Below are 23,298 nucleotides of genomic sequence, written 5' to 3' on the forward strand. Positions count from 1 at the left end.
CGAGGAAGGGAAGGCTTCAGTGGGTGCGGCTTTGCTGACCTGATCGGGGCGAGCCGGAGCTTGCCGAAGGCGCGATGGGCAGGACAATGCGTACCGTCAAGCCGCTGCCATCGGGCTGGCTGGAACTCAGCGTCATCGTCCCCGCCATGCGCTGAACGATGTTGTGGACGATCGCCAGTCCCAAGCCGGAACCGGATTCGTTGACTGCCGCGCCGCGATAGAATGCCGACAGCACCTGCTCTCGTTCGTGCTCCAGCACGCCGGGTCCGTTGTCGCTGACGCTTATGTGCAGCGCCGCAGCGATGTATTCGATATGGATGTCCACCTGGCCCCCTGCCTGGGTGTAGCGGATGGCGTTGTCTATCAGGTTGCACAGCACGGCGTTCAAGTCCATGGCGTTGGACTGCACATTGCAAGCCATGTCCACGCTGGCGGTGAGAGCGATCTGCTTTTGGTCGGCCAGGGGCAGCAGGTCCTCCAGCACGTTCTGGCATACCGCGCCGATCGCGACGGTATCCCTGCTCAAGGGATCGCGGCCTTGCAGGCGGGCCAGCAGCAGCAACTGGGCGACCAGATGGCGGGCCCGCAAGATGCCGCGTTGCAGGGATTGCAACCTGGGCTGGGCCTGCTCGCTCAGATTCAGGCTGGCCAGTAGTTCCGCTTGTAGCGAAATGGCGGTCAGCGGTGTTCGCAATTCATGGGCCGCATCTGCGACAAAACGCCGCTGTTGTGCCATCGTCTGCTCGACGCGATGCAGCAAGCGGTTGATGGCGGCGGTGAATGGCAGGACTTCGCTGGGCACGTCGCGGTCGTCGAGCGCGGTCAATTGATCCTCGCCGCGCCGGTCCAGTTCGTGGGCCAGGCGCATGACCGGTGCAAGCATGTGCCGTATCAGAGCGATCGTTGCCAGCACCAGGATGGGAATCAGCACGGCGATGGGGACGATGGTGGTCTTGCCGGCGTTGTGCGCCACTTCATCGCGGACTGCGGTGCTCTGGCTGACCGCCACGCGATCGCCACCGGGCAGGGTGCGAATGAACAGGCGCAGCTGCCGGCCTTGCACCTCCAAGGTCTGCAAGCCGTCTGCAACGCCGACCGCCAGCGGGAGTGGAACCGCGCCGCCTTCCACTTCGCCCCAGACACCGTTGTGCAGCAGCTGGACTATGATGCGTGCGCCAACGTCCACCACGTGGTTGTCCAGGTCTTGCAGGCCGTAAGGCGTGGCCATGTGCCGCCGCTTCGCCAGCGCCGACATCTGGCGCAACTGGTCGTCCTGCAGCTCGTTGACTTCATGGAAGGCCGTGCGGTAGGACACGGTGCCGGCGATGCCGGCGGCGACCAGCATCACGCCGGTGAGGCACAACGCCAGTCTAGCTTGCAGTGACCGCAGGTGCCTCATTTGGCTACCGCCCAGCCCATGCCGCGCACGTTGCGGATGGTTGACTGGCCGAATTTACGGCGGATGGAGTAAATCAGGAATTCCAGCGCATTGCTCGACACTTCATCGTCGCCATGATACACCTCGCGCTCCAGCGCTTCGCGCGAGCGGATAGCTCCCGGCCTGGCGAGCAGGGCTTGCATCAGCGACGCTTCGCGCTGGGACAGCGGGGCCTCCAGTTCGCCCACGCACATGCACAGGGAGTCGAGGTTGAGCCGGATCGCGTCGGTGCCGATGTGGCGTTCGTTCTGCTTGCGGTAGCGGCGCTGCACGCTGCGCATGCGCGCCAGCAGTTCCGGCATGTCGAAAGGCTTCAGGATATAGTCGTCGGCGCCAAGGTCCAGTCCGCGCACCCGGTCGCCGAGCGCGTCGCGGGCGCTGACTATCATCACCGGCAACAACGGCGCATTCTTCTGCAACGCTTGCATGACGGTCAGGCCGTCGCAGCCCGGCAAGCCGAGATCGAGCAGCACCATATCGTAGTTGGCGAAGAGCGCCTCCAGCGCCTTCCTGCCGTCGCGGATCCAGTCCACCACGAAATGTGCCTGCCGCAGCGCCAACTGCATCGCCTCGCCCACCATGTCATCATCTTCCACCAGTAGTACGCGCACGCTGGACCATCCTTTGACTTGGCGGGCACCGGACGATCCGGCACCTTGAACAAGCGGCAAGTATGGCAAGCAAATATGTAGGCTTGATTACAGCAAACTTAGCTGAAAGACAGGTAGGGGGCGAGAACATGGCATTGCATCGCCTGCCGCAGCGTTCGGTCGCGGCTTAACGTGCACTTAATTCTTCCGCAAGTAAGCTGCACTCATTGTTGGCTCTGCTTGGATCCCACCTATGTTACTGGCACTGAAAATTCCGCTGTTGCGGTGCGGCCCGCTGCTGGCTGGCGTATTGATGTCGGCTTGCTCCAGCTACCAGCCGCTGCCGTTACGGGAGGGCAAGCCGGCCGACCTGGTGGTGGATACGCGCAGCCTGCCGTTTCCGCCGATGGCGGCACACCGTTTTCATCCCGACGACGGCCTCGATATCGTCGAAGTGGCGATGCTGGCCGTGGTCAACAATCCTGATTTGAGGCTGGTGCGCGATGATGCGATGATCTCGCACGCGCAATCGTTCTCTGCCGGCTTGCTGCCCGACCCGCAGCTCTCCCTCAGCGGCGATATGTCCAACAGCGGCGGGACCGGGGCGACCCGCGCGTTCAGCGCTGGTCTGAGCTATGACATCACCAGCCTGCTGACGCATGGCGCGCTCCACCGTGCGGCCGATCGTGATGCGGCCAAAACCGATCTCACGCTGCTGTGGCAGGAGTGGCAGGTGGCCTCGCAAGCACAATTGCAGTTCGTCAAGGTCGTGCAGGGCCGCAAGCAGATGGCCGTCTTGAACGATACCCGCCAGGTGTTCGCCGACCGTTATGCGCGCACTCGCCAGGCTCTCGATAGCGGCTTGCTCAACAGCGACGCGGTCACGCCGAATCTGGCGGCGCTGCAGGATGTCGACCGCCAATTGTTTGACCTGAAGAAATTGCAAAACCAGGCCGCCCATGAACTGAACGCCTTGCTCGGAATCGCGCCCGACACCGTGCTGGTACTGCAGCAAGGCAGCGAGGTCGGCATCGTGGATGCGACCTTGGTGCAGTCGGCGCTGGCCGATATTGCCCAGCGGCGTCCCGACCTGCGCGCGTTGCAAACTGCCTATCAGGCAGAAGACCAGCGTTATCGCGGCGCGCTACTCGCACAGTTCCCCGCGATAAACCTCGGTTTTACGCGCGCGCGCGACTCCAGTAACGTGTATTCGAGCGGTATCGGCATCAGCATGTCGCTGCCATTTCTGAACCGCAATCGTGGCAACATCGCGATCGAACAGGCCACCCGTCAAAAGGCTTACGACGAATACCAGGTGCGGGTGCAGGCTGCGCGCAACGATGTCCAGCGCATCCTGGATGAGCAGGCACTCAACCTCGCGCAGGCCGCCAGGCTGGACGCCGACTTGCAGGAACAGGTGCATGTGCTGGCGCGCAGCGACAAGGCCCTGCGCGCCGGCGATGCCGATGTGCTGGCCTATGCTCTGGCGCGCTCGGCGCTGCTGGCCAAGCAGCTGGAGATAATTGGCCTTCAGCAAGCATTGCTGGAACAGCGGATCGGCTTGCGCACCCTGCTCGGCATCGATATCACCAACCTTGAAAGTACTCAACCATGACCCGGAAGAATTTGATCGGTGCCGCGCTGTTGCTGGCCTTGGCCGCTGGCGGCGCCTGGTGGTACGCTCAGCCGGGGGGCGCGAACGCGGCGGCTGGCGGCGACGAGACCGGCGGTGGCAGTGTGCTGGTGCAGACAGTCAAAACCAGCATGCAACCCATGCCTTTGACCATGAGCGCGTTCGGCGACATTGCTGCGGGCAAGGTCGAGTCGCAGAGCCAGCCCCAGGCCGGGCAGGTGGCACGGATGGCTGTTGTTCCCGGGCAAGCTGTGCGCCGCGGCGATCTGCTTGCCGTCCTGTCCAGCGATCCGAATGTACTGGTGGCGTATGAGCAGGCGGCCAGCGCATTGGCATTCGCCCGGCGTGAGCTCGAACGCCAGCGGGAGCTGCTGGCTTTGCAGCTGTCCACGCAATCCCAGGTTGACGGCGCCGTCAAGGCGGAGGCAGATGCGAAAGCCATGTTGACGGCACAGGAGCACCTGAACGGCGCCCACGGCATGGTCAATCTGACATCGCAGTTCGACGGCGTTGTCGTCGCCGTCCCGGTGGCGCAGGGCGACCGCGTGGCGGCCGGCGCCACCATTGTGCAGGTCGGACGCACCGATACCTTGAAAGTACTCCTTGCGGTCGAGCCTGCGCGCATCGCCGAACTGAAAACCGGCATGAAGCTCACGCTCGTTCCGCTTCAGGATGGCGCGCCGGCGGTCGCCAGCACGATTGCCTCGATACAGAACATGGTCGATCCTAAGACTCAGATGGCCGGCGCGATTGCCATGCTTCCCGCCTCAGCGCAAGCGCGGCTGCCGGTCGGCACCCACGTCCAGGCGTTGATCGAGCTGGGCAGTCGTTCCGCATGGTCGGTGCCGCGTCAGGCGGTGTTGGTTGACGATGAGGGCGCCTACCTGTTCCAGGTGGCGAAGGGCAGGGCCCGCCGCGTGGCCGTGCGCAAACTGGTGGAGGCGGACCTCACTCTGGGTGTCGCAGGTGCGCTCGAGGCGGCACTGCCGGTGGTGGTACTGGGGAACTACGAACTGAAAGACGGCGATGTCGTGCGCGGGAGCACGCCATGAGCGTCGCGGCATGGGCCCAGTCGCACCGCCGTTCCATCTTGTTCCTGCTATTGATGTTGGCCATGGCGGGGATGGTGGCGGCCTTCCACCTGCCGGTGTCGCTGTTCCCGACCATCTCGTTCCCGCGCGCCGTGGTGTCGCTCGACGCCGGCGATCAACCGGCGGAGCAGATGGAAATGCTGGTGACACGGCCGGTGGAGGAGGCGGTGCGGCGCGTGCCGGGCGTGCGCAACCTGCGTTCGACCACCAGCCGCGGCTCGGCCGAAGTATCGATCAATTTCGACTGGGGCCGCGACATGGCCGGCGCCACGCTGGAAGTGAACGCCGCCATCGCCCAGATCCTCGGCCAACTGCCTGCGGGCACGCAGATGACGACGCGGCGCATGGATCCAACCGTGTTTCCGATCATTGCCTACAGCCTGGTGTCGAGCACGCTGTCGCCGGTGCAGTTGCGCGATCTGGCGGAATATCAGCTGCGGCCATTGCTGTCCGGCGTCAATGGGGTGTCCAGCGTGCAAACTATGGGCGGCGCGCTGGAGGAGTATCGCGTGACGGTCGATCCGGCCCGTCTGCGCGCGCACGACCTGACGCTGGACGAAGTGGCGCGCATACTGTCGGTGAGCAATGTGCTGTCGGCGGTGGGCCGGCTTGAGGATCACTACAAGCTGTATCTTGTAATGTCCGACACCCGACTGCAAAGCCTGGCCCAGATTCGCCAGACCGTGCTGCGCAACGCCGCCGGCGCCATGGTGAGGCTGGCGGACGTCGGTACTGTGGAGCAGGCGGTGGTGCCGGAGTGGACACGGGTGACCGCCGATGGCCGCGATGCCGTATTGTTTTCTGTTTACCAGCAACCGGGCAGCAACAGCGTACAGATCGCCGCCGACATCAAGGCCAAGCTGGCGGAGTACCAGCACAATATCCCGGCTGGCGTGCGCATCGCCAGCTGGTATGATCAGAGCGAACTGGTGACGGAATCGGCGACCAGCGTGCGCGATGCGGTGCTGATCGGCATAGGCCTGTCCGCCCTGGTACTGCTGTTATTTCTGCGTAACGTCAAGGTGACGATGATCGCGGTGGTGGTGGTGCCGGCGGTGCTGGCCAGCACGGTGCTGCTGCTGTCGGTGCTGGGCATGAGTTTTAACATCATGACGCTGGGCGGCATGGCGGCGGCGGTGGGGCTGATCATCGACGATGCGATTGTCATGATCGAGCATATCGTGCGCCGGTTGCAGGGCGGGCAAGGGGAAATGCACGAACGCGTGGTGTCGGCGGCGATCGAATTTACCCGTCCGCTGGCCGGGTCCAGCGGTTCGACGCTGGTGATTTTTGCGCCGCTGGCTTTCCTCAGTGGCGTGACCGGCGCATTTTTCAAGGCTCTGTCCCTGACCATGGCGGCGGCCCTGTTCATCTCTTTCCTGCTGACGTGGCTGGCCGTTCCGTTGTTGGCCGAGCGCTTCCTCAGGGCGCGCGACGCCGAGCCGCGTCCGGAATCGCGCTTGCTGCGATGGTTGCAGCGGCGTTACCGCACAACGTTGCAGGCGCTGTTCCTTCGCCCGCTGCTGGTGCTGCCGGCGGTGGCGCTGCTGGTCATGGCCGGCTTCCTGGCATCCCGGGCGGTCGGTTCGGGCTTTATGCCGGCGATGGACGAGGGCGGCTTTGTACTGGATTACCGCAGTCAGCCCGGCACCGCGCTGTCCGAAACCGACCGCCTGCTGCGCCAGGTCGAGCAGATCGTGCGCAGCACGCCCGACGTGGAAAGCTACTCGCGCCGCACGGGCACCGGCTTGGGCGGCGGTCTGAGCGAAGCGAACAGTGGCGATTTCTTCATCCGCCTCAAGGCGGTCAATCGGCGCCCGGTGGAAGCGGTGATGGACGATATCCGCAGCCGCGTCGAACGCGATGTGCCGGGTCTGACGATTGAAATGGCGCAGCTGATGGAAGACCTGATCGGCGACCTGACGGCGGTGCCGCAGCCGGTGGAGATCAAGATCTTCGCCGACACGGCCGGGCAATTGAATCTCGCGGCGCGGAAAGTCGCCGCGCGCATCGCGAAAATTGGTGGCGTGGTCGATGTCCGCAACGGCATCAATCCGGCCGGCGACGCGCTGCTGATTCATATCGACCCGACCAAGGCGGCACAGGAGGGCACCGATGTCGATGCGATCAGCAAATCGGTCGATGCGATGTTGAACGGCGTGGTCGCGACGCGCGTCGCCACCGGCCCGAAAATGGTGGGCCTGCGCCTGTGGATACCCAAGAACTTGCGGAGCACGGATGCGGCGCTGCTGCAACTGCAAATTCGCGCGCCGGACGGCCACCTGTTTCCCTTGCAAAGGGTGGCGACGATGCAGGCAGTCACCGGCCAGCCGCAGATCACCCGCGAAAACCTCAAGCGCATGGTCGCCGTGACCGCACGCATCAGCGGGCGCGATCTGGGCTCGGTCATTGCCGACGTAAAGCAAACGATGGCTCTGCCGGATGCGTTGCCGGCCGGCGCATATTTCACGCTGGGCGGACTCTACGAGCAACAACAAATCGCGTTCCAGGGCTTGCTGGTGGTGTTCGCGGCGGCGGCCGCGCTGGTGTTTCTATTGCTGCTGTTTATGTACGAGAGCTTCCGCGTCGCGCTGTCGATACTGGTGACGGCGCTGTTGGCGGTGTCGGCGGTGTTCGCAGGTCTGTGGGTCAGCAGAACTGAGCTGAATATTTCCGCCATGATGGGGATGACCATGATCATCGGCATGGCGACCGAGGTGGCGATCTTTTACTACTCTGAACAACAGGAACTGGTGCGCAGTATGCCGATGGAACAAGCGCTGGTTGAAGCCGGCATCAACCGCATGCGCCCGATTGCGATGACCACGCTGGCGGCGATCCTGACGCTGCTGCCGCTGGCCTTTGCCATCGGCAAGGGTTCGGAAATGCAGCAACCGCTGGCCATCGCCATCATCTCCGGTTTGGTGGTGCAGCTGCCGCTGGTACTATTGCTGATGCCGGTGCTGGCCCATGTGACGCGCAGCCGGAACAAGGCATAAACTTCTGTCCAGACCGTTCTTCCGCCCCCAAGAGACCTGATGCGAGCTGAACGCCGAACTGAAAAACCCGCCCCTCGGGAAGGGTGTCCCTATGTCGTTCGTCAAGCAGGTGTGACCCTCGCTGCCCGTCTCCACGGGAATGCCAGCAGGATGAACAGGAAGGCGAACACGGTCATCGCGGTGCACAGCGGCAGGCCAAGATTCATGATCTTGTTCTCCGCCAGCCAGTCGCCAATGGCCGTGCCGGCAGTTCGCGCGGTCGCCACAGTCAACCAATAGAGCCCAATGCCGGGTGTCGCAACACCGCTTTTCCGCCACCACATTACCGAAGCAAGGATGAATCCCAAGCCAAGTGAGGCGATGCCCTGGCCGACAGCGTGCGAAACGACATCGCCCAGAACCGTGCCGAATACTCCAGCGATGAGCATGGCGACCCAATAGATGCCGCCGGTATCTGGCAGTATAGGTGCTTCAGCAGTACGGACACCTTCCCCAGCTTTTGCTTTCCACGCCAGGACGCCCAACGCCGCCGCCAAGCCAGCAATCAGAAGGACCATCGGTACATGGACGCGGAACGCCAGATAGTCTGCGATGTTCGTGGCGCCGGTACGAATAATGATAATGACGAGCCAATAATAGCTTTCATGGGCCGCATTATCGCTGCGTTCCGCGATAAAAGCGGCGGCCGCAATCGCGCAAAGTATCAGTAGCCCCTGGACGATGCCGAAGTGAGTGGTGTGGGCGTAAAGGTCGCCAAGATTTGTACCGCAAATGCTGGCCAGCGTTATGGCAGTCCAGTATCGCGGATTCACGGTGGGCATATGGCTGGTTTTCATCTTTGGTATCCCCTTCAATAATCATGATTGATCGTCGTGAAGCCAGCCTATCGCAGGACAGATTAAGCCATCATTAAATTCGACCCATGACTCGCTTACAGGGAAATCAAGGCCGCCGACGCCGTCCAACCGCGATGTGCAGCACGAACAGCGCGCCGCCGGCCAGGCCCACAGCCCAGTGCAGCAGGGACCACACGGGGCGGTCGCCTTCGCCGGCGATGTAGTACAGGGCGAACGCGGTGGCGATCAGCAACAGCATGACGGCGATCATGCCCCAGCCGGTGGCCAGGTTGCGGCCGGCCTTGATGGCGCGGCGGATGTGGGAGTTCATCAGGCTGCCGAGGAAGAACAGCATGACCATGGCGGCGGCGCCGTGCAGCTTCATGGCCCACGGCTCCACCGGGCTGGCGCTTTCGCCGAACTGGCCGGCAGTGCGGAAGAAGTAGTGCGCCAGCACCCAGGCGCCGCCGGTCAGCAGCAGCGCGGCGATGCTGGCGTAGATGCAGCGGCGATGCCAGCGTTCGACGCGCAGGTTGATATGGGGACGGTGGGTATGCATCGCTCAGATTATAAACGCCGACGCCTGCCATCGGGCCAGCGCCGGGTGATGGGGATCGGCGCTGAGGCGCACCACCTTGGTCAAGGCGTCGGCCACCGCGCACAGCGGCGCCCGGACCGAGACGCTGATGTCGCCGGTCACCGGCTCGCCGTCGCGGCCGTCGACCAGCGCGCCGACCTGGCGGCCGTTGTGGCTGCGCAGGGCGTAGTAGTTGGATGACGTGGCCAGCGCCTGGTTGCGCAGCTTGAGCGTGGCGCCGGCGCGGTGCGGCGCCAGCGGATGGCGCACCATCACCGGCCAGGCATCGTCGCCCAATGTGCGCAGGTCGCCGCCGGCATTGACGCAGGCGTTGTCAGTGCCGGCGCTGCGCAGCGCCGCGACGGCCAGATCGACCGCGTAGCCCTTGGCGATGCCGCCCAGGTCCAACCAGCCGGCGATCAGCTTGCGCACCATGCCACCCTCCTCGCAGACGAATACCGGCTGCAATGGCCGGTATTCCGGCAGTTCCGCCTGCGGCGGGGGCAGGCAGTCCCAGGCTGCGAGGCGCGGCGCGCAGCCGACATTGAACATGCCGTCCGAGGCGTCGGCCACCTGCTGCGCCAGATGCAGCACCTGCCACGTGTGCGGATGCACGGCCAGCACGTCGCCGGCCGCCGCGCGGTTCAGGCGCGAGACGTCGCTGGCCGGGGCGTGAAAACTCATCAGCCCATGCACCAGCGCCACCTCGGCAAACGCCGCCGATATCGCCTGCGGGTCGCCGTCGGCCGTGATGTCGACCATCGTTCCCAGCCACGGCTGCGCGCGGCGCATCATTTTTTCAGCGCCACTTGCGCCACGGCGGCGATGCGCCGCACGCCATCGGTCAGATGGGTGCAGGACAGCGTCGCGCCGCTGATGTTGGCGATGCCGTCGCCGATCGCGAGGCCGCCGGTGCCGGACGCCTTGCCGGAGAACTGGCGGCGCCAGGCCGGCAGGCGGATCTCGCCGCCGTGGCTTTCGCGGTAGGTCAGGATCTCGATCTGGCGCACGCTGGCATCGGGGTTGAGGCCGACCGCGTACGAGATCAGTTCGAACTTGCCGATCACGTCGTCGAGCACCATGTAGCCCAGCAGCTTGTCGCCGCTGTAGGCGCCGACCACACGCCAGTTGACCGAGCGCGCCGCCAGCCCGGCCAGCTTTTCCACCTGCTGCATCTGCGCCAGCGTCAGCGCCAGGTCCTGCTGGCGGAACGCCGTCGCCTCGGGGAAGATCAGCTTCTGCGCCTGCTCCGCGTTCAGGTATTGGGTGGCGAAGGCCGGCGCGCACGCCGCGCCGGCAGCAAGAGGGATCCAGTGACGGTAATGCATGTCAGTACGAGAAGCCCATGCCCAGGTTCAGGCGGTCGCGCAGCTTGTCTTCCTTGAACCACTGATAGTCGGCCTTCAGCACCACGCCTTCGCCGACCCGCAGGTTGGCGCCGACGGTGGTGACCTTCTCGTCGGGCGAAGGAGCGACGCCCAGGCCCTGCGGCACGGCGGCATAGCTCTTGGCGGTGTTGAACTGCTCGTAGCGCGCGAAGGGGCTCAGCGTGTAGTCGCCCGACTTGAGCGCCTGGTAGGCGGCCTGCGCGTACCAGCCGGCAAAGCTCTTCGGCACCGGCGTCGGATTGCCGACCAGCGTTTCGTTGAGCGCTTCGGTGTTGCTGATCTGGCCGCGGGCATACAGCGCCGACAGGTCCCACGGGCCCGGCGTGTAGCGGGCGTGCAGGTCGACCATCGTCAGGCGCGCATCGTTGGCGGCGAAGCCTTCGGCCTTGTGACCGAGCTTGCCGGTGAAGACCGAGCCGCCCAGCAGCAGGCCGGGCACGCCGCGCCAGTTCAGCGCCGCATGCACGCTCAGGTCGCGCGACTTGGCGAACTGGCCTTCCTGGTGGATCGCGCCCAGCGGCGATTCGCGGCCGTCGCTGCCGGCGGCGTCCCATTTGCCCAGGTCGAAGCCGGTGGTGATGCCGGTGTCCCAGGTCAGGCCGCCGGCGGTGTCGCCGGACAGGCTGACGCCCACTTCGCGCCAGGTCGACGGGATGATCGCCGTTTCGATGAAGTTGCGCTCCACGCCGTAGTAGGCGGTCGGCTCGTGGTTGGTGTTCAGCAGGCCCATGGGAATCAGGTACAGGCCGACCTTGCTGCGCAGGCCATTGCCGAATTCGCGTTCGACGTACAGCTGCTCGACTTCGCTCTCGCCCTTGTCGTCGGCGGAGACGATGGCATGCTCCCATTCGAATTCGGAGACGATCTTGGTCTTCTCGTCGAAGCGGTGCTCGATGGCGATCACGGCGCGGCGCACATCGGCCTGGGCGCCGCTGGCGTCCTTGGTGGGGCGGTTGTAATTGATCTCGCCGTAGCCGCCGAGGATGGTGGTGGGACCGTTGACGTTGGACGACGGGGCGCTGGCCACGGCGGCCGCAGGCGCGGGCACCGCCGCAGGAGCGGGGGTGGCGGCCATCTGCGCCTGGCGCTGTTCGATGACGGCGGTCTTCTGCGTGCTGGCTTTCAGTTCGGCCTTCAGCTGTTCCAGCTCGGCGGCCATTTTATCGAGGCGGGCCAGCAGTTCGGCCTCGCTGGCGGTGGCGGCCAGCGGGGCGCCGAGGAAGGCGGCGGCGAGGGCGGTGGCGATCAGGTGTTTGTTCATGGTCTGTCTCTGCGATTAAGGATTGATTTTGTAGCCGTCGGTCAGCGTGCCGAGGAATTTCACGACGTCGTCGATCTCGCCGGGCGACAGCGCCGGCGCCATGCCGGGCTGGCGGTTGTATGGCACTTCGGTGGTGTTGACGTTCTTGCGGTATTCCGGCGGCAGGTCGTCGAACTTCAGCACCGCGCCGTCGGCGCCGGCCGGGTACCACTCCTCGGGATTGGTGTCGCGCCGCACGTAGAAGCCCACGACGTCCTTCAGGTTGTCGAAGGCGCCGTTGTGGAAGAAGGTCTGGCGCGTTGCGACGTTGCGCAGCGTCGGTACCTTGAAGGCGCCGCACAGTTCCGGGTGCGTCGCCACCAGGTCGGTGCGGTCGGGGCCGCACAGGCCGAGGTCGAAGTAGGCCGGGGCGGCGTTGGCCGCCAGCTTCTTGTTGCGCGGCAGGCCGAGGTTGTCGAAGGTGAAGTCGGTGAACAGCGGCGGCGAGCCGTCGGCGCCGCGCGCGCTGGTGTGGCAGCCGATGCAGTTGCCCTTGGTCGGGTTGTTGAACAGCGCCAGGCCGCGCAGCTCCTGGTCGGACAGCTTCACTTTACCGGCCAGGAACAGGTCGTACTTCGAATCGAAGGGGTGAAACTCCGGCGCCTCCTGCTGGTAGGACTGCAGCGCGAAAGTCATGCGGCTGAAGGCCTGTTCGGCGCTGTCGAGGATGCCGGCGCCGAACTGGGCGCGGAATTGCTCGACGTAGGCGGCCTTCTTCAGCTTGTCGATCACGTCCTGCTTGCTCACGTTGGCCATCTCGTGCGCCGCCAGGAAAGGCCGTTCGGCCTGTTCGGCCAGGGTCATGGCGCGGCCGTCGCGGTCGAAGCCGCCGGTCGGCGTGCCTTCCTTGTCGAAGAAGAAGGCTGGATTCTGGTTCAGGTAACGCAGCGACGGCGCGGCGCGGAAACCTTGCACGTCGCCGTTGGCGCCGCCCAACTGCGCCGACAGGTTGTTGGTCGGGCCGTGGGCGTTGTCGGGATTGTGGCAGGTGGCACAGGACTGCTTGCCGGAGGCGGACAGCGACGCATCCTTGAAGATCAGTTCGCCCAGTTGGGCAGATTTACTGAGACCGCCTTCGACGACGGGCGTGACCGGTGGCGTGGTGGGAGTGGAAGAGGAGCCGCCGCCGCTGCAAGCGGCCAGGCCGGCAAGCAGGAGAACTGCGGCGAGGTGCCGAAGATGGAAAGTTGTGTTTGGCATTGCGACGTAAAGTGAGGTGAATGCAAATAGCAATAATTCGCATTATCTCAAAAGATTTCGTGTGCACCAATCAATTTATTGTTTATTTGTTTATCCTTTAACTTAATGCAGCTTTAATGAAACGAGCTTTATCATTAACAAAGCCCGTTTTCATGGTTTTATTCTTCGTCGTGCTCGCCATGCTCTCCTCTGTCGGCCCTGTCTTCCACCGACGACAGCACTTTGCCGCTGCTCGCGTCAATCTTGATGTCAAACGCTTTGGCGCCGCTGACCACTTCGATCTCGTAGCGGGCGCCGGCCTTGCCTGGCTCGTATTCGCCGCGAGTGGCCCGTCCGTTGGCCTGTTTTTCAGCGGCGCTCAGCGCCTGCATCAAGGTCACCGGCGCCTTGGCCGCAGCCAGGGCGTCGTTTTCCGTTTCGTTGAGTTGTCGAGTCGCCGCGAAGGCGACGCCGCCGGCCGCCAGCAGGCCGGCGACGATGACGGACATGGTGCGATAGTTGGGCATGTTGCTCTCCAGAGTGAAGCGCGATATTGCGCGCTTCACAGTCTGGCCGCACAGACTTAGGCGCCCCTGAGTTCAGGCCGGCGCCGGCGCGGCGCCGAATAGCGCAGCCACCAGCGGATCGCGCCGCGCCTTGGCCCGCGACAGCCGCAACGCAAACTTGACGTCGTCGCCGAGGATGTGGAAGCTGCTGCCGCCGGAGCGTAGCGCCCGCGATGGGGCCTTGCGGACGGTTACCGTATCGCCCAGCCGCGCCGCTTCCAGCTGCTCCAGGAAGTAGCCGATCTGCGTAGGGTCCGAGGTCGCGCGGAAGCACAGGCAATCGTACTGCGCCACCTGGGTGGACGGAAGCTGGCATGCAACTTCGGCCGCGCGCAATTCGTACAGGCAGCTGCGGGCGGTGGAGGGCGAGCAGCGCAGGAAGCTGGCGGCGGCGGCCACGTCGAGGTCGCGCCGGGACAATTCGGCCAGCAGCGCTCGCAGTTTGTCGAGACGGCGGCCGGTGGAAGGCCGCGCCGCCGATGGTGTTGCCGCCTCCAGTCCGGCCTCCAGGCCGATCTGATGGTCGCAGATGGTCTTCATGACGGCACCTCACTGTGCGGACAGCAGTTGCGCCAGGCTTGGGATCTGCGCCCGCAGTTCGGCTTCGATCTGCCGCGCGCGCTGCACCAGCGCCGGCTCCTCGTCCGCGCCGTGGTGGTGGAAGCCGACGCTCATCGCGCCGATGCGGCTGCCCGCCGCGTCGTACATGGCCAGCTCGATGCCGAAGCGCGATTTATTCGGGCCGTAGGCGCCGGTCAGCGGTTCGCCGGTTGTCACCACCTGCATGTCGTCGTGATCGGCCTTCTTGCCGATGCGGCCGATGCTGGAGGCGATGATCGGATAGTCGCTGCCGCTGGCGTTACGCACGTGCAGCGCAAGCACCAGCAGTTCGGGATGCGCCGCCATCAACTGGTCGACCAGCCGCTGCGCATAGGGACTGTTGGGCGCGTCCTGCACGTAGGGATAGGGATCGAGCAGGTTGGCCACGTTGATGACCTTGCGGCGCAATTCTTCCCGCAGCGCCTCGGTTTGTTTCAGCAGTGCCGGGCGGGCCGCGTCGTCGGCGGCGGGCAGCGTCGCGCTCAGCGCGCCGATCGGCTCGCCCGCCACGTCCAGCAGCGGCACGATGGTGGCCACGGCGACGCCGTCGGCGACCTGCGCCGGCTGCCCGCTGCCCTGGACGGCCGCCGCGCTGTCCGGCGTGGCTTGGCCGGCGGGCAGCTTGCTGGAGGCGATCACCACGCTGGCCGGGGCTTTCGGCGGCGTGGCGTACAGCGACAGCGCCAGCACTTCGGGATGGCGCGACAGCGTTTGAGCGACCAGCGTGTCGCCGTAGGTCTGGCCGGCCTGCACTGCGCCGGCGGACAAAGCCCCGGCCCAAGCGATCAGGATTGCAGCTTTCATGGTGTCTCCGTTCTTTTACGTGGGTGATTCAATCCAGCTTGGCCAGTTCCCGCCTGACCTCGTCGGCGGTCAGCGGGAAGTAGCCGGAATAGCGCACCGGCTCCTGGGCATCGCGGCTCAACACGTAGCGCAGGAATTCCCTGATCTGCGGCGGCAGCGGTTGGCCGGGGCGGCGGTTCAGGCGGATGTACATGTAGCGCGTCAGCGGATAGGCGCCGCTGGCGGCGTTGGCGGCGTTCAGTTCGACGGGCCCCACACCGTCGGCGGGGGCGATGGCGAGGGCCTTGAGTCCCGGCGCGCCTTCTTCCAGGCCGCCGAAGCCGATGGCGTCCGGATCGCGCAGCAAGGCCTGCGCCGTGTCGGCGATGCTGCCCGGCTGCGCGGCCGGATTCCAGCGGCCGCCGCCCAGCACCATTTCCTGCATCGACATCGCATTCGGCGCCACGGCCGGCGGCATGTAGATATGGATCGGACGGTCGGCCCAGGCGCCGGCGAGGCCCAGCTGGCCCCAGCGCGTGACAGGTGCCGCACCACCGCCGTCGCCCAGCACGGCGCGCAGCTGGGCCATCGTCAGCGACGCCAGCGGATTCGATGGATGGACGAACACCGCTTGCGCCGTGGTGCGCTGCGGCGTGTTGAAGCCGCCGCGTGCCACCTTGATCTCCAGCGGCTTCCGGCCCGGCAGCACGCTGGCGTAGGCGGCCTGCTCTTCGGGCCACAGTTCGCGGCCCATCGGCGCGAGGTCGGTTTCGCCGGCCATCAGCGCGTGGAAGCCGTTCAGCGTACCGGGATGTTCCCAGCGTTCGCCGCGCCGCACGCCCGGCTGCAGGCGCTCGAAGTCGTTCATCCAGCGCTCCATCAGGCTTTTCATTCCGTCGCTGCCGTCGCTGCGGATGGCGCCGCGTACGGCGGTCTTGGCTTTGTACACCGGCAGGGCGGGGTCGAGGTCGGCGACAAAACCGTCCAGTTTGGCGCGCTCCGCCTGCATGTCCTCGGCGTTCAGCGGCGCGTAACTGCCCTGGCTGGCGGCGATGGCCTGGCCTTCAGCGCTCAAGGCGAAGGCGATGAATTCGGTGGTGGCAGGCGGCAGCGGCGAACCGGGGCGCTTGTTGACGGCGATGTAGGCGGGGTGCTGCAGTGTGCCGGCCACGCGTATCATCAGCGGCGCCTTCATCATGTCGCCGGCGAACTGGTGGGCGTAGGGCGCGGTTTCGGACGGCAGCGGAAGGCGGGTCAACGGCGCCATGTCGGCGGTTTCGAACATCAGCGCGCCGGCGGCGGCGGCGACGGACTCGTGGCGCCAGCGGGGTCCCTTGTGCAGGCCGGGATGATGTTGCCGCAGACCGGCCAGCCAGGCGTCCATCAGCGGGGCCATGGCCGGATCGCCGATGCTGTTGATGGCGGCTGCCGGCGGTGCGGCAGTACAGGGCGCGAAACTACAGGCGAACAGCAGCGCGGCGCAGGCGCTGCGCGCCGTGAGACGGATAGCATTCATGGCTGAACCGTAAAGAAGCGTGATCGGCAGCCGCCGGCCGCGTGGCCGGCGGCCCTGGCGTTACTTGGCTTGCTGGAACAGCGCCGCGTAGCTCGGGATCTTCTTCTGCAGTTCGTCGCGCAGCTTCATCGAGGCCTTGAAGAAGTGCTCGTCGTTGTAGCCGGCGTCGGCCGGGTTTTTATAGGCCAGCACCAGCAGGCCGATGTTCTCGCCGGCCGCGTCGCGCAGCGGCAGCATCGGCACGTACTTGCGGATCGCATCCTTGGTGCGGTGCCAGCGCGGATCGAGGATGGTGATGCCGGTTTCGATGATCATCACATCGTCCGGATCGTCCGGATTGCCGATGCGGTCGGGATAGGACCCGGCAAACATCGTGTACACCTTGGACATGCCCGGCGGCACGCCATGGAAGGTCACGCTGATCAGCTCGGGATGCGCGGCCATGATCTCGTCCGACAGCGTCTGCGCATAGATCTTGTAGCTCGGCGCGGTCCAGTTCTTGGCCGGCGTCTCGGCCACGGCCGGCAGGGTGGCGGCCATGGTGACGCCGACCAGGGTTGCGAGTGCGATTTTTTTCAAGGCTTTCATGATTTCCCTTATAGCCCGCGAGGGCTGTCTCCGTTGATGTTGTAAAACAAAGGCACTTCTGTAGCAAAAAATCAGTCCATGTCAGTCCGTCTCATGCAGCGCGGCGGGGCGCCATTTGGCCAGCCGGTTCTCCACCGCCGACATCAGGTAGTCCGCCGCCAGCGCCACCACCATGACGATGATGATCGCGGCGTACATGCCGGCCGCGTCGAACGAGCCCTTGGCGATGTTGATCAGCAGGCCGATGCCGTAGCGCGATCCGACGAATTCGCCGACGATGGCGCCGATGATGGCGAAGCCGAAGCTGACGTGCAGCGAGGCGAAGATCCAGCTCATGGCCGACGGCACGATCACCGAGCGCGTCATCTGCCACGAATTGGCGCCGAGGATCTGGGCGTTGGCGATCAGCGAGCGGTCCGCTTCACGCACGCCCTGGAAGGCGTTGGAAAAGACCACGAAGAACACCATCACGAACGACAGCGCCACCTTCGACGCCAGGCCCAGGCCGAAGATCATGATGAAGATCGGCGCCAGCACCACGCGCGGAATCGAGTTGATGACCTTGATGTAGACCGAGAACACGTCCGCCGCGAAGCGGTTGCGGCCCAGCGCCACGCCGATCAGGATGCCGCCGACGGAGCCGGTCAGGAAGCCCAGCAGCGACTCTTCCATCGTCACCCACAGGTGGTACCACAGCGAGACGCCGTCGACGCCCTCGGTGGTCCACTCGTACAGCCGTACCATGATGGCCAGCGGCGACGAGAAGAAAAACGGGTCCATCACGCCGATGCGCGACAGCAGCTCCCAGCCGCCGAGGAACGCCACCAGGATGGCCCAGCGCCAGAACGTCACCAGTTGGCGGCGCTTGCTGGCGGACTTGGCGGCGGCCGCTTCGATTTCCACGTCCGAGGTGCCGGCGCGGAACACCGGCGGCGCGGTTTGTATGTTTGAATTGATCATGTCGTCCTCGTCAGGCGGCTACTTCGGAACGGGCGGCGCCGAGCATGACTTCGTCGCGCAGGTCGTTCCAGATGGTTTGGGAGATGTCGATGAACTGCTTGTCGTAGCGGATCTCCGACACCACGCGCGGGCGCGGCAGGTCGATGCGGTACATCGACTTGACGGTGGCCGGGCCGGCCGTCAGCACGTAGACTTTGTCGGCCAGCGCGATGGCTTCCTCCAGGTCGTGGGTGACGAACAGCACCGAGGCCCTGGCCTCCGACCACAGGCGCAGCAACTCCTCGTGCATCATCACGCGGGTCTGCACGTCCAGCGCGGAGAACGGCTCGTCCATCAGCAGCACCTGCGGCTCGTTGATGAAGGTCTGCGCCAACGCCACGCGCTTGCGCATGCCGCCGGACAGCTGGTGCGGATACTTGGTCTCGTGGCCGCTGAGGTTGACCCGCGCCAGCCACTTGCGCGCCAGCGCGTAGGCTTCCTCCTTCTCCTTTCCGCGGAACAGGGGGCCGGCCACCACGTTGTCGATCACGCTGCGCCACGGGAACAGCGCGTCGGTCTGGAAGGCGAAGCCGATGCGTGGATCGACGCCGTTGACCTGCTGGCCGAACAGGCGCGCCTCGCCGCTAGACGGCTTGGCCAGGCCGGTGATCAGGTTCAGCGTGGTCGACTTTCCGCAGCCGGTGGGGCCGACGATGGCGACGAACTCGCCGCGCGCGATGGTCATGTTGAAATCGCGGATGGCGACCATCGACTTGCCGTCGGGCGTCAGGAAGCGGCGGCTGACGTTGATCAGCTCGACCGCCGGGGTGTCGTTAGAATTGGACATATCGTTCCTTCCGTGGTTGGCTTACTTGACCTTCTTGACGAACTCGGTCGTGTAAGTCTTGGACAGGTCGATCTTCTTGCCCTTCAGGTTTTTCGAATACCCCGACAGCACGGCCAGCACGGTTTCCGGGCCGCCTTGCGGCATCATGCCATCGATGGTGAACATCGCCTTGCCGCCTTCGAGTGCCTTGACGTAGCTGTCCTTGTCGCCGACGTAGAACGACTTCGGCATCTTCTCGGTGATCTCTGCGGCGCTGTGGGTGTTGATGAAGCGCAGCGTCTTGATGAAGGCGTTGGCCAGCTTCTGCGTGATCTCCTTGTGGCTGTTGACATAGGAAGTGGTCATGTACAGCGAGGCCGCCGGGTAGGTGCCGCCCAGCGCGGCCTTGGTGCTTTCCATGGTGCGCAGGTCGACCAGTACGCGCGCCTCGCCGGTCTTGAGCAGGCGGGTGATGGTCGGCTCGGTGGTCATGCCGGCCTGGATCTTATCCTGCTGCATGGCGGCGATGAAGGTCGGGCCGGCGCCGACGGCCACCGAGGTGAACTGGCCCAGCTGCACGCCGGCCTTGACGGCCAGGTACTGGGTCAGGAAATTGGTCGACGAACCGAGGCCGGTCACGCCCAGGCTCTTGCCCTTGATGTCGGCCATCGACTTGATCTGCGGGTATTTGGTCGAGACCAGTTCGACTTCGCCCGGGGCCTGCGCCAGCTGCACCACCGATTCAATGAACTTGCCCTTGCTCTGCATGTCGACGCAATGGTCGTAGAAGCCGACCACGCCCTGCACGGCGCCGGTCAGCAGCTCGCCTTCGGCATCGACGCCGGCGCCTTCGTTCAACAACTCCACCTCCAGGCCTTCGGCCTTGAAGTAGCCCAGGCCCTCTGCCAGCTTGGCGGGCAGGTAGATTTGTTTTTCGTAGCCGCCCACCATCAGCGTGATCTTGTCGGCGGCATGGGCGCCGGATGCGCACAGGGCGGAGGCGAAGGCAAGGGCGGTCAGGCACAGTCGTTTGTGGTTCATTGAGGGTCTCCGGGTTGTTATATGGGTGTCGCTGGGAACAGAATGCCGCACCAAGCTAAACGCAACCTGAATCGCTTCTGATGTTTTATTCAGGCAAACCCAGCGAGCCGCCGGATTCGGCCGGCAGCTCGATCACCATCTGCAGGCCGCGGTCGAAACTGCCGGTCCGGGCGTAGATGCGGCCCTGATGCAGCCCGACGATGCTGCGGCAGATCGCCAGTCCCAGGCCGCTGCCGTTGTAGCGCCCGTTGTGCAGGCGCTCGAAGCGCTCGAACATGCGTTCCTTCTGGTCGTCGGGCAGGCCGGGGCCTTCGTCGATCATCGCCAGCCGCCAGACGCCGTCGGCCACCTGCGAGCTCAGCATGACGGCGCTGCCGCGAGGCGACAGCGCCAGCGCGTTGGACAACAGGTTGAGCAGCACCTGGCGGATGCGCTTGGCGTCGAAGGACACCAGCGCCACGCCTTCGTGGCTGGAGGCGTAGCGCACGCCGTGGTGCTCGGCCAGCACGCGCGCGTCCTGGCCGAAGTTGTTGAGGAAGGCGGCCGGGTCGGCCGGCTGCAGATCCAGCGTGATGGCCCGGGCCTCGGCGCGCGACAGGAACAGCAGTTCGTCGATGATCTGGTCCAGCCGCGCCAGTTCGTCCAGCTGCACGTGCACCGAATCCTCCTGCGCCGGCGTCAGGCCGCCGCTGACGAGGATTTTTTCGGCGTGCAGCCGCACCAGCGACAGCGGCGTCTTCAGCTCGTGCGAGGCCTCGGCGGCGAAGCGGCGGATCTGCTTGAACGACGATTCGAGCCGGTCGAACATCTGGTTCAGCATGCGCGCCAGGTCGGACACTTCATCCTGCACGTCGGTGACGGGGATGCGGGCGTCCAGGTTGTCGGAGCGGATACGGTTGGCGGTGTCGCTGATGCCGCGTATCGGCCGCAGCGCCATGCGGCTGAGCCACAGCCCGATGACCAGGCTGATCACGAGCATCGTGCCTAGCAGGCCCAGGCACACTTCGCCGTAGCCTTCCATCACCACGCGCACGCCGGTCAGCGGCGTGCCGATGTTGACGTCGAAATTGCCGATGATGAACTCGGTCACGCGCAGCTCGCCGATGGCGTCGACCGACACATTGAACGAATGCTGGCCCTTGATGTCCGGGATCTGGCGCCCTGCCAGGTTGCGCGAACGGAAAATGGTGCCGGTGTTGGCGCTGTGGACATCGATGTAGAACAGCGCGGCCGACGCCTCGGTCAAGGTGCGGATGCGTTCCTCGATGCGGTCCGGGTCCACCGTCTCGTGCTCGGGATGCAGGTGGGCCTTGATCTGCTCGAACTGGGCGACGTTGAGCTGGTCCAGGCCGTGGATCAGGTGCCGCTCCAGCATCTGGTAGCCGGCGGCGAACAGGCAGGTGAGGGTGATGGTGGCGGCCAGCGCGTACCAGATCGCCAGCCGCGTGCTGATCGAGCGCCACTGCGGCATCGGGCCGCGGCTGGCCGTGGTGTTCACAGCAGCTGGTAGCCGACGCCGCGCACGGTCTTGAACAGCGGCTGGTCCGGTACCGTGTCGAACTTGCCGCGCAGCTTGCTCATGTAGACGTCCAGCAGGTTGGTGTCGACGTCGTAATGGGCATCCCAGATTTTTTCGGAAATCAGGGTGCGCGGCAGGATGCGCCCGACGTTGTGCATGAAGATTTCCAGCAGCGCGAATTCGCGGCTGGTCAGATCCACCGGCTTGCCGTTGACGTGGGCCGTGTGGCCCAGCAGGTCGAGGCGGATGCCGCGGTGTTCCAGCACGGTCTCCTTGGCGGTGGAGTGGCGCCGCAGCAGCGAGCGCACGCGCGCCAGCAGCTCTTCAAGGCTGAACGGCTTGGGCAGGTAGTCGTCGGCACCGATATCCAGGCCGGCGATGCGGTCCTGCACGGTGTCGCGCGCGCTGAGGATCAGCACCGGTTCGTTGAAGCCGCTCTTGCGCCATTCGCGCAACAGGTCGAGGCCGTCGCCGTCGGGCAGGCCGAGGTCGAGCACGATGACGTCGTAGCTGGTTTCGCACAGCGCGTCGCGCGCTTCGGCGCAGCTGCCGGCCAGCGACACGGTGTAGGCATGCTCGCTCATGCCCTGCTTGAGGAACAGGCCGAGGCGCTGCTGGTCTTCGACTATCAGGACTTTCATTGCGTCTCCCATTACGTCCTATTACGCGCTCGTACCGGCGCGTTACTTTGATCCTAGCGCCCAAACCTGAATGAAACCTGAATTTGCGGTTTCAGGTTTGCTTCACATGTCATTCAGGTTGGTTTCAGCTTGCGCGCCTACTCTTGCGCGGTAGCCATCATCAACCTAATAACCCAGGAGACATTATATGATCACAAGAACCGCCATAGCATGCGCTTGCCTGCTAATTCTCGGCAGCGGCGCAACGTTCGCGGGCGAGCCTGCCGCACTGCAGCAAGCGGGCAAAGTCGATTTGCCGGGCTATACGGGCGACTTCGACCATTTCGGCGTGGACATTGCCGGCAAGCGCCTGTTCCTGGCAGCCGAAGACCACGGCACGCTGGAGGTGTTCGACCTGACCAGCGGCAAGCACCTGAAGACGGTGGCCGGCGTTGAGCAGCCGCACGGCATCCTGTACCTGGAAGACAAGAGCCGGCTGGTGGTGACCGACAGCGGCGATGGCTACACCAAGATCTTCGATGCGCGCAGCTACAAGATGATCGGTTCGATCAAGCTGGTCAAGGGCGCCGACTCGATGATCTACGACCCGGCCGGTAAATCGATGTACATCGTCACCGGCGGCAAGAACGGCGGCCTGCCGACGTCTGAGCTGGTCCGTGTCGATCCGCGCAGCGGCAAGACGCTGGCGTCCCGTCCCTTCGATACCGACAAGGTCGAGGCGATGGCGGTCGAGCAAAAGGGCAAGTACTTGTACGTCAACGTCACCGGCAAGAACGAAGTGGCTGTGCTGGACAAGAACACGCTGGACGTGGTCAAGACCTGGCCCGTCAGCGGCGGGCAGGTTAACGCCGCGATGGCTTTCGACGAAGCCAACGCCCGCCTGTTCATCGTTACCCGCCAGCCCTACGTGATGCAGGTGCTGGACACTTCCAGTGGCAAGACCGTCGCCAGCTTCCCGGCGCCGGGCCGCACCAACGAGGCGATCTACGATGCGCGCAACCACCGCATCTACCTGGCCGGAGACAACTTCATCAACGTGGTGCAGCAGAAGGGCGCCGACGACTACGTGGCGCTGGATCCGGTGCCGACCGCCAAGGGCGCCAAGACGGCGATCTTCGTGCCGCAGCTGAACCGCCTTTACGCTGCCGTCTCCACCGGCGAGGACAAGGATGCGATGGCCACCGTGCTGCGCTTCGACGTTCCCGCCGCCAAGCCTTAACTTCCGTTTCAGAAAGTCTTCAGTTTCGG

Annotated in this window: 22 protein-coding genes; 4 read left to right on the forward strand and 18 right to left on the reverse strand. The window is 64.9% G+C overall.

Features of this window, described 5'->3' with window-relative positions:
• Positions 1-16: 16 nt before the first annotated feature.
• Together ABWW33_RS20265 and ABWW33_RS20270 are read right to left on the reverse strand one after the other, a co-directional pair.
• Entirely contained in the window at positions 17-1,399 is a 1,383-nt protein-coding gene (locus tag ABWW33_RS20265) for a sensor histidine kinase (RefSeq protein WP_353403438.1), read from the reverse strand.
• A complete protein-coding gene (locus tag ABWW33_RS20270; protein ID WP_353403439.1) occupies positions 1,396-2,049 on the reverse strand; it encodes a response regulator in 654 nt (217 codons plus the stop codon). The genes ABWW33_RS20265 and ABWW33_RS20270 overlap by 4 nt, the downstream gene beginning before the upstream one ends.
• Before the next feature lie 232 nt (positions 2,050-2,281).
• On the opposite strand from ABWW33_RS20270, the gene ABWW33_RS20275 reads away from it, so the two are divergent.
• Genes ABWW33_RS20275 through ABWW33_RS20285 form a run of 3 tightly spaced genes read left to right on the forward strand, consistent with a single transcriptional unit; the run spans position 2,282 to position 7,751 of the window.
• A complete protein-coding gene (locus tag ABWW33_RS20275) occupies positions 2,282-3,643 on the forward strand; it encodes a TolC family protein (protein ID WP_353403440.1) in 1,362 nt (453 codons plus the stop codon).
• On the forward strand, positions 3,640-4,713 hold the full coding sequence (locus ABWW33_RS20280; RefSeq protein ID WP_353403441.1) for an efflux RND transporter periplasmic adaptor subunit: 1,074 nt from the start codon (positions 3,640-3,642) through the stop codon (positions 4,711-4,713). The genes ABWW33_RS20275 and ABWW33_RS20280 overlap by 4 nt, the downstream gene beginning before the upstream one ends.
• On the forward strand, positions 4,710-7,751 hold the full coding sequence (locus ABWW33_RS20285; RefSeq protein ID WP_353403442.1) for an efflux RND transporter permease subunit: 3,042 nt from the start codon (positions 4,710-4,712) through the stop codon (positions 7,749-7,751). Before ABWW33_RS20280 ends, ABWW33_RS20285 begins: the two co-directional genes overlap by 4 nt.
• A gap of 101 nt (positions 7,752-7,852) precedes the next feature.
• On the opposite strand, the gene ABWW33_RS20290 is transcribed toward ABWW33_RS20285, so the two are convergent.
• From ABWW33_RS20290 to ABWW33_RS20365, 16 genes are all read right to left on the reverse strand, one after another.
• The gene (locus ABWW33_RS20290) at positions 7,853-8,587 is read right to left on the reverse strand and encodes a COG4705 family protein (RefSeq protein WP_353403443.1); all 735 of its coding nucleotides are present in this window, start codon (positions 8,585-8,587) and stop codon (positions 7,853-7,855) included.
• 106 nt (positions 8,588-8,693) lie between these two features.
• Positions 8,694-9,146 (reverse strand): DUF4405 domain-containing protein, encoded by a 453-nt coding sequence (locus ABWW33_RS20295; RefSeq protein ID WP_353403444.1) that lies wholly within the window; start codon positions 9,144-9,146, stop codon positions 8,694-8,696.
• A 3-nt stretch (positions 9,147-9,149) separates the two neighbouring features.
• Positions 9,150-9,959, reverse strand: coding sequence for an FAD:protein FMN transferase (locus tag ABWW33_RS20300; RefSeq protein WP_353403445.1), 810 nt, complete (start codon positions 9,957-9,959; stop codon positions 9,150-9,152).
• Positions 9,956-10,492, reverse strand: coding sequence for an FMN-binding protein (locus ABWW33_RS20305; RefSeq protein ID WP_353403446.1), 537 nt, complete (start codon positions 10,490-10,492; stop codon positions 9,956-9,958). The genes ABWW33_RS20300 and ABWW33_RS20305 overlap by 4 nt, the downstream gene beginning before the upstream one ends.
• A 1-nt stretch (position 10,493) precedes the next feature.
• Positions 10,494-11,813: a putative porin gene (locus ABWW33_RS20310; RefSeq protein ID WP_353403447.1), complete on the reverse strand. Its 1,320-nt coding sequence runs from the start codon at positions 11,811-11,813 to the stop codon at positions 10,494-10,496.
• A gap of 15 nt (positions 11,814-11,828) precedes the next feature.
• Positions 11,829-13,052, reverse strand: a complete 1,224-nt coding sequence (locus tag ABWW33_RS20315) for a cytochrome-c peroxidase (RefSeq protein WP_353403448.1) — start codon at positions 13,050-13,052, stop codon at positions 11,829-11,831.
• Between the two features lie 158 nt (positions 13,053-13,210).
• On the reverse strand, positions 13,211-13,558 hold the full coding sequence (locus ABWW33_RS20320) for a PepSY domain-containing protein (RefSeq protein WP_353403449.1): 348 nt from the start codon (positions 13,556-13,558) through the stop codon (positions 13,211-13,213).
• 72 nt (positions 13,559-13,630) lie between these two features.
• Positions 13,631-14,137 (reverse strand): hypothetical protein, encoded by a 507-nt coding sequence (locus ABWW33_RS20325; RefSeq protein WP_353403450.1) that lies wholly within the window; start codon positions 14,135-14,137, stop codon positions 13,631-13,633.
• Positions 14,138-14,146: 9 nt separating this feature from the next.
• Positions 14,147-15,001: a hypothetical protein gene (locus ABWW33_RS20330; RefSeq protein WP_353403451.1), complete on the reverse strand. Its 855-nt coding sequence runs from the start codon at positions 14,999-15,001 to the stop codon at positions 14,147-14,149.
• A gap of 28 nt (positions 15,002-15,029) precedes the next feature.
• Positions 15,030-16,496, reverse strand: a complete 1,467-nt coding sequence (locus tag ABWW33_RS20335) for a substrate-binding domain-containing protein (RefSeq protein WP_353403452.1) — start codon at positions 16,494-16,496, stop codon at positions 15,030-15,032.
• Positions 16,497-16,556: 60 nt separating this feature from the next.
• Positions 16,557-17,084 (reverse strand): hypothetical protein, encoded by a 528-nt coding sequence (locus tag ABWW33_RS20340; RefSeq protein WP_353403453.1) that lies wholly within the window; start codon positions 17,082-17,084, stop codon positions 16,557-16,559.
• Positions 17,085-17,165: 81 nt separating this feature from the next.
• Positions 17,166-18,044: an ABC transporter permease gene (locus ABWW33_RS20345; protein WP_353403455.1), complete on the reverse strand. Its 879-nt coding sequence runs from the start codon at positions 18,042-18,044 to the stop codon at positions 17,166-17,168.
• A gap of 10 nt (positions 18,045-18,054) precedes the next feature.
• Positions 18,055-18,870, reverse strand: a complete 816-nt coding sequence (locus ABWW33_RS20350) for an ABC transporter ATP-binding protein (protein WP_353403456.1) — start codon at positions 18,868-18,870, stop codon at positions 18,055-18,057.
• A 21-nt stretch (positions 18,871-18,891) separates the two neighbouring features.
• Entirely contained in the window at positions 18,892-19,890 is a 999-nt protein-coding gene (locus ABWW33_RS20355; RefSeq protein WP_353403457.1) for an ABC transporter substrate-binding protein, read from the reverse strand.
• A gap of 85 nt (positions 19,891-19,975) precedes the next feature.
• Positions 19,976-21,388: an ATP-binding protein gene (locus ABWW33_RS20360; RefSeq protein ID WP_353403458.1), complete on the reverse strand. Its 1,413-nt coding sequence runs from the start codon at positions 21,386-21,388 to the stop codon at positions 19,976-19,978.
• Complete coding sequence (locus tag ABWW33_RS20365) at positions 21,385-22,050, reverse strand: response regulator (RefSeq protein ID WP_353403459.1); 666 nt, start codon at positions 22,048-22,050, stop codon at positions 21,385-21,387. Before ABWW33_RS20365 ends, ABWW33_RS20360 begins: the two co-directional genes overlap by 4 nt.
• A 187-nt stretch (positions 22,051-22,237) precedes the next feature.
• Here ABWW33_RS20365 and ABWW33_RS20370 point away from each other — a divergent pair, with 187 nt between their 5' ends.
• The gene (locus ABWW33_RS20370; RefSeq protein ID WP_353403460.1) at positions 22,238-23,269 is read left to right on the forward strand and encodes a YncE family protein; all 1,032 of its coding nucleotides are present in this window, start codon (positions 22,238-22,240) and stop codon (positions 23,267-23,269) included.
• Positions 23,270-23,298 lie beyond the last annotated feature (29 nt).

Origin of the sequence: Duganella hordei, assembly GCF_040369125.1 — a bacterium.
In the GTDB taxonomy this organism is placed as follows: Bacteria; Pseudomonadota; Gammaproteobacteria; order Burkholderiales; family Burkholderiaceae_D; genus Rugamonas; species Rugamonas hordei.

Bases quoted from the DNA above. Each gene is read 5' to 3' on its own strand.
- ABWW33_RS20300 (WP_353403445.1), bottom strand. From the start codon at position 9,959: ATGATGCGCCGCGCGCAGCCGTGGCTGGGAACGATGGTCGACATCACG.
- ABWW33_RS20280 (WP_353403441.1), top strand. From the start codon at position 3,640: ATGACCCGGAAGAATTTGATCGGTGCCGCGCTGTTGCTGGCCTTGGCC.
- ABWW33_RS20370 (WP_353403460.1), top strand. From the start codon at position 22,238: ATGATCACAAGAACCGCCATAGCATGCGCTTGCCTGCTAATTCTCGGC.
- ABWW33_RS20295 (WP_353403444.1), bottom strand. From the start codon at position 9,146: ATGCATACCCACCGTCCCCATATCAACCTGCGCGTCGAACGCTGGCAT.
- ABWW33_RS20315 (WP_353403448.1), bottom strand. From the start codon at position 13,052: ATGCCAAACACAACTTTCCATCTTCGGCACCTCGCCGCAGTTCTCCTG.
- ABWW33_RS20320 (WP_353403449.1), bottom strand. From the start codon at position 13,558: ATGCCCAACTATCGCACCATGTCCGTCATCGTCGCCGGCCTGCTGGCG.
- ABWW33_RS20345 (WP_353403455.1), bottom strand. From the start codon at position 18,044: ATGATCAATTCAAACATACAAACCGCGCCGCCGGTGTTCCGCGCCGGC.
- ABWW33_RS20330 (WP_353403451.1), bottom strand. From the start codon at position 15,001: ATGAAAGCTGCAATCCTGATCGCTTGGGCCGGGGCTTTGTCCGCCGGC.
- ABWW33_RS20340 (WP_353403453.1), bottom strand. From the start codon at position 17,084: ATGAAAGCCTTGAAAAAAATCGCACTCGCAACCCTGGTCGGCGTCACC.
- ABWW33_RS20365 (WP_353403459.1), bottom strand. From the start codon at position 22,050: ATGAAAGTCCTGATAGTCGAAGACCAGCAGCGCCTCGGCCTGTTCCTC.
- ABWW33_RS20265 (WP_353403438.1), bottom strand. From the start codon at position 1,399: ATGAGGCACCTGCGGTCACTGCAAGCTAGACTGGCGTTGTGCCTCACC.
- ABWW33_RS20335 (WP_353403452.1), bottom strand. From the start codon at position 16,496: ATGAATGCTATCCGTCTCACGGCGCGCAGCGCCTGCGCCGCGCTGCTG.
- ABWW33_RS20285 (WP_353403442.1), top strand. From the start codon at position 4,710: ATGAGCGTCGCGGCATGGGCCCAGTCGCACCGCCGTTCCATCTTGTTC.
- ABWW33_RS20275 (WP_353403440.1), top strand. From the start codon at position 2,282: ATGTTACTGGCACTGAAAATTCCGCTGTTGCGGTGCGGCCCGCTGCTG.
- ABWW33_RS20305 (WP_353403446.1), bottom strand. From the start codon at position 10,492: ATGCATTACCGTCACTGGATCCCTCTTGCTGCCGGCGCGGCGTGCGCG.
- ABWW33_RS20310 (WP_353403447.1), bottom strand. From the start codon at position 11,813: ATGAACAAACACCTGATCGCCACCGCCCTCGCCGCCGCCTTCCTCGGC.
- ABWW33_RS20325 (WP_353403450.1), bottom strand. From the start codon at position 14,137: ATGAAGACCATCTGCGACCATCAGATCGGCCTGGAGGCCGGACTGGAG.
- ABWW33_RS20355 (WP_353403457.1), bottom strand. From the start codon at position 19,890: ATGAACCACAAACGACTGTGCCTGACCGCCCTTGCCTTCGCCTCCGCC.
- ABWW33_RS20290 (WP_353403443.1), bottom strand. From the start codon at position 8,587: ATGAAAACCAGCCATATGCCCACCGTGAATCCGCGATACTGGACTGCC.
- ABWW33_RS20350 (WP_353403456.1), bottom strand. From the start codon at position 18,870: ATGTCCAATTCTAACGACACCCCGGCGGTCGAGCTGATCAACGTCAGC.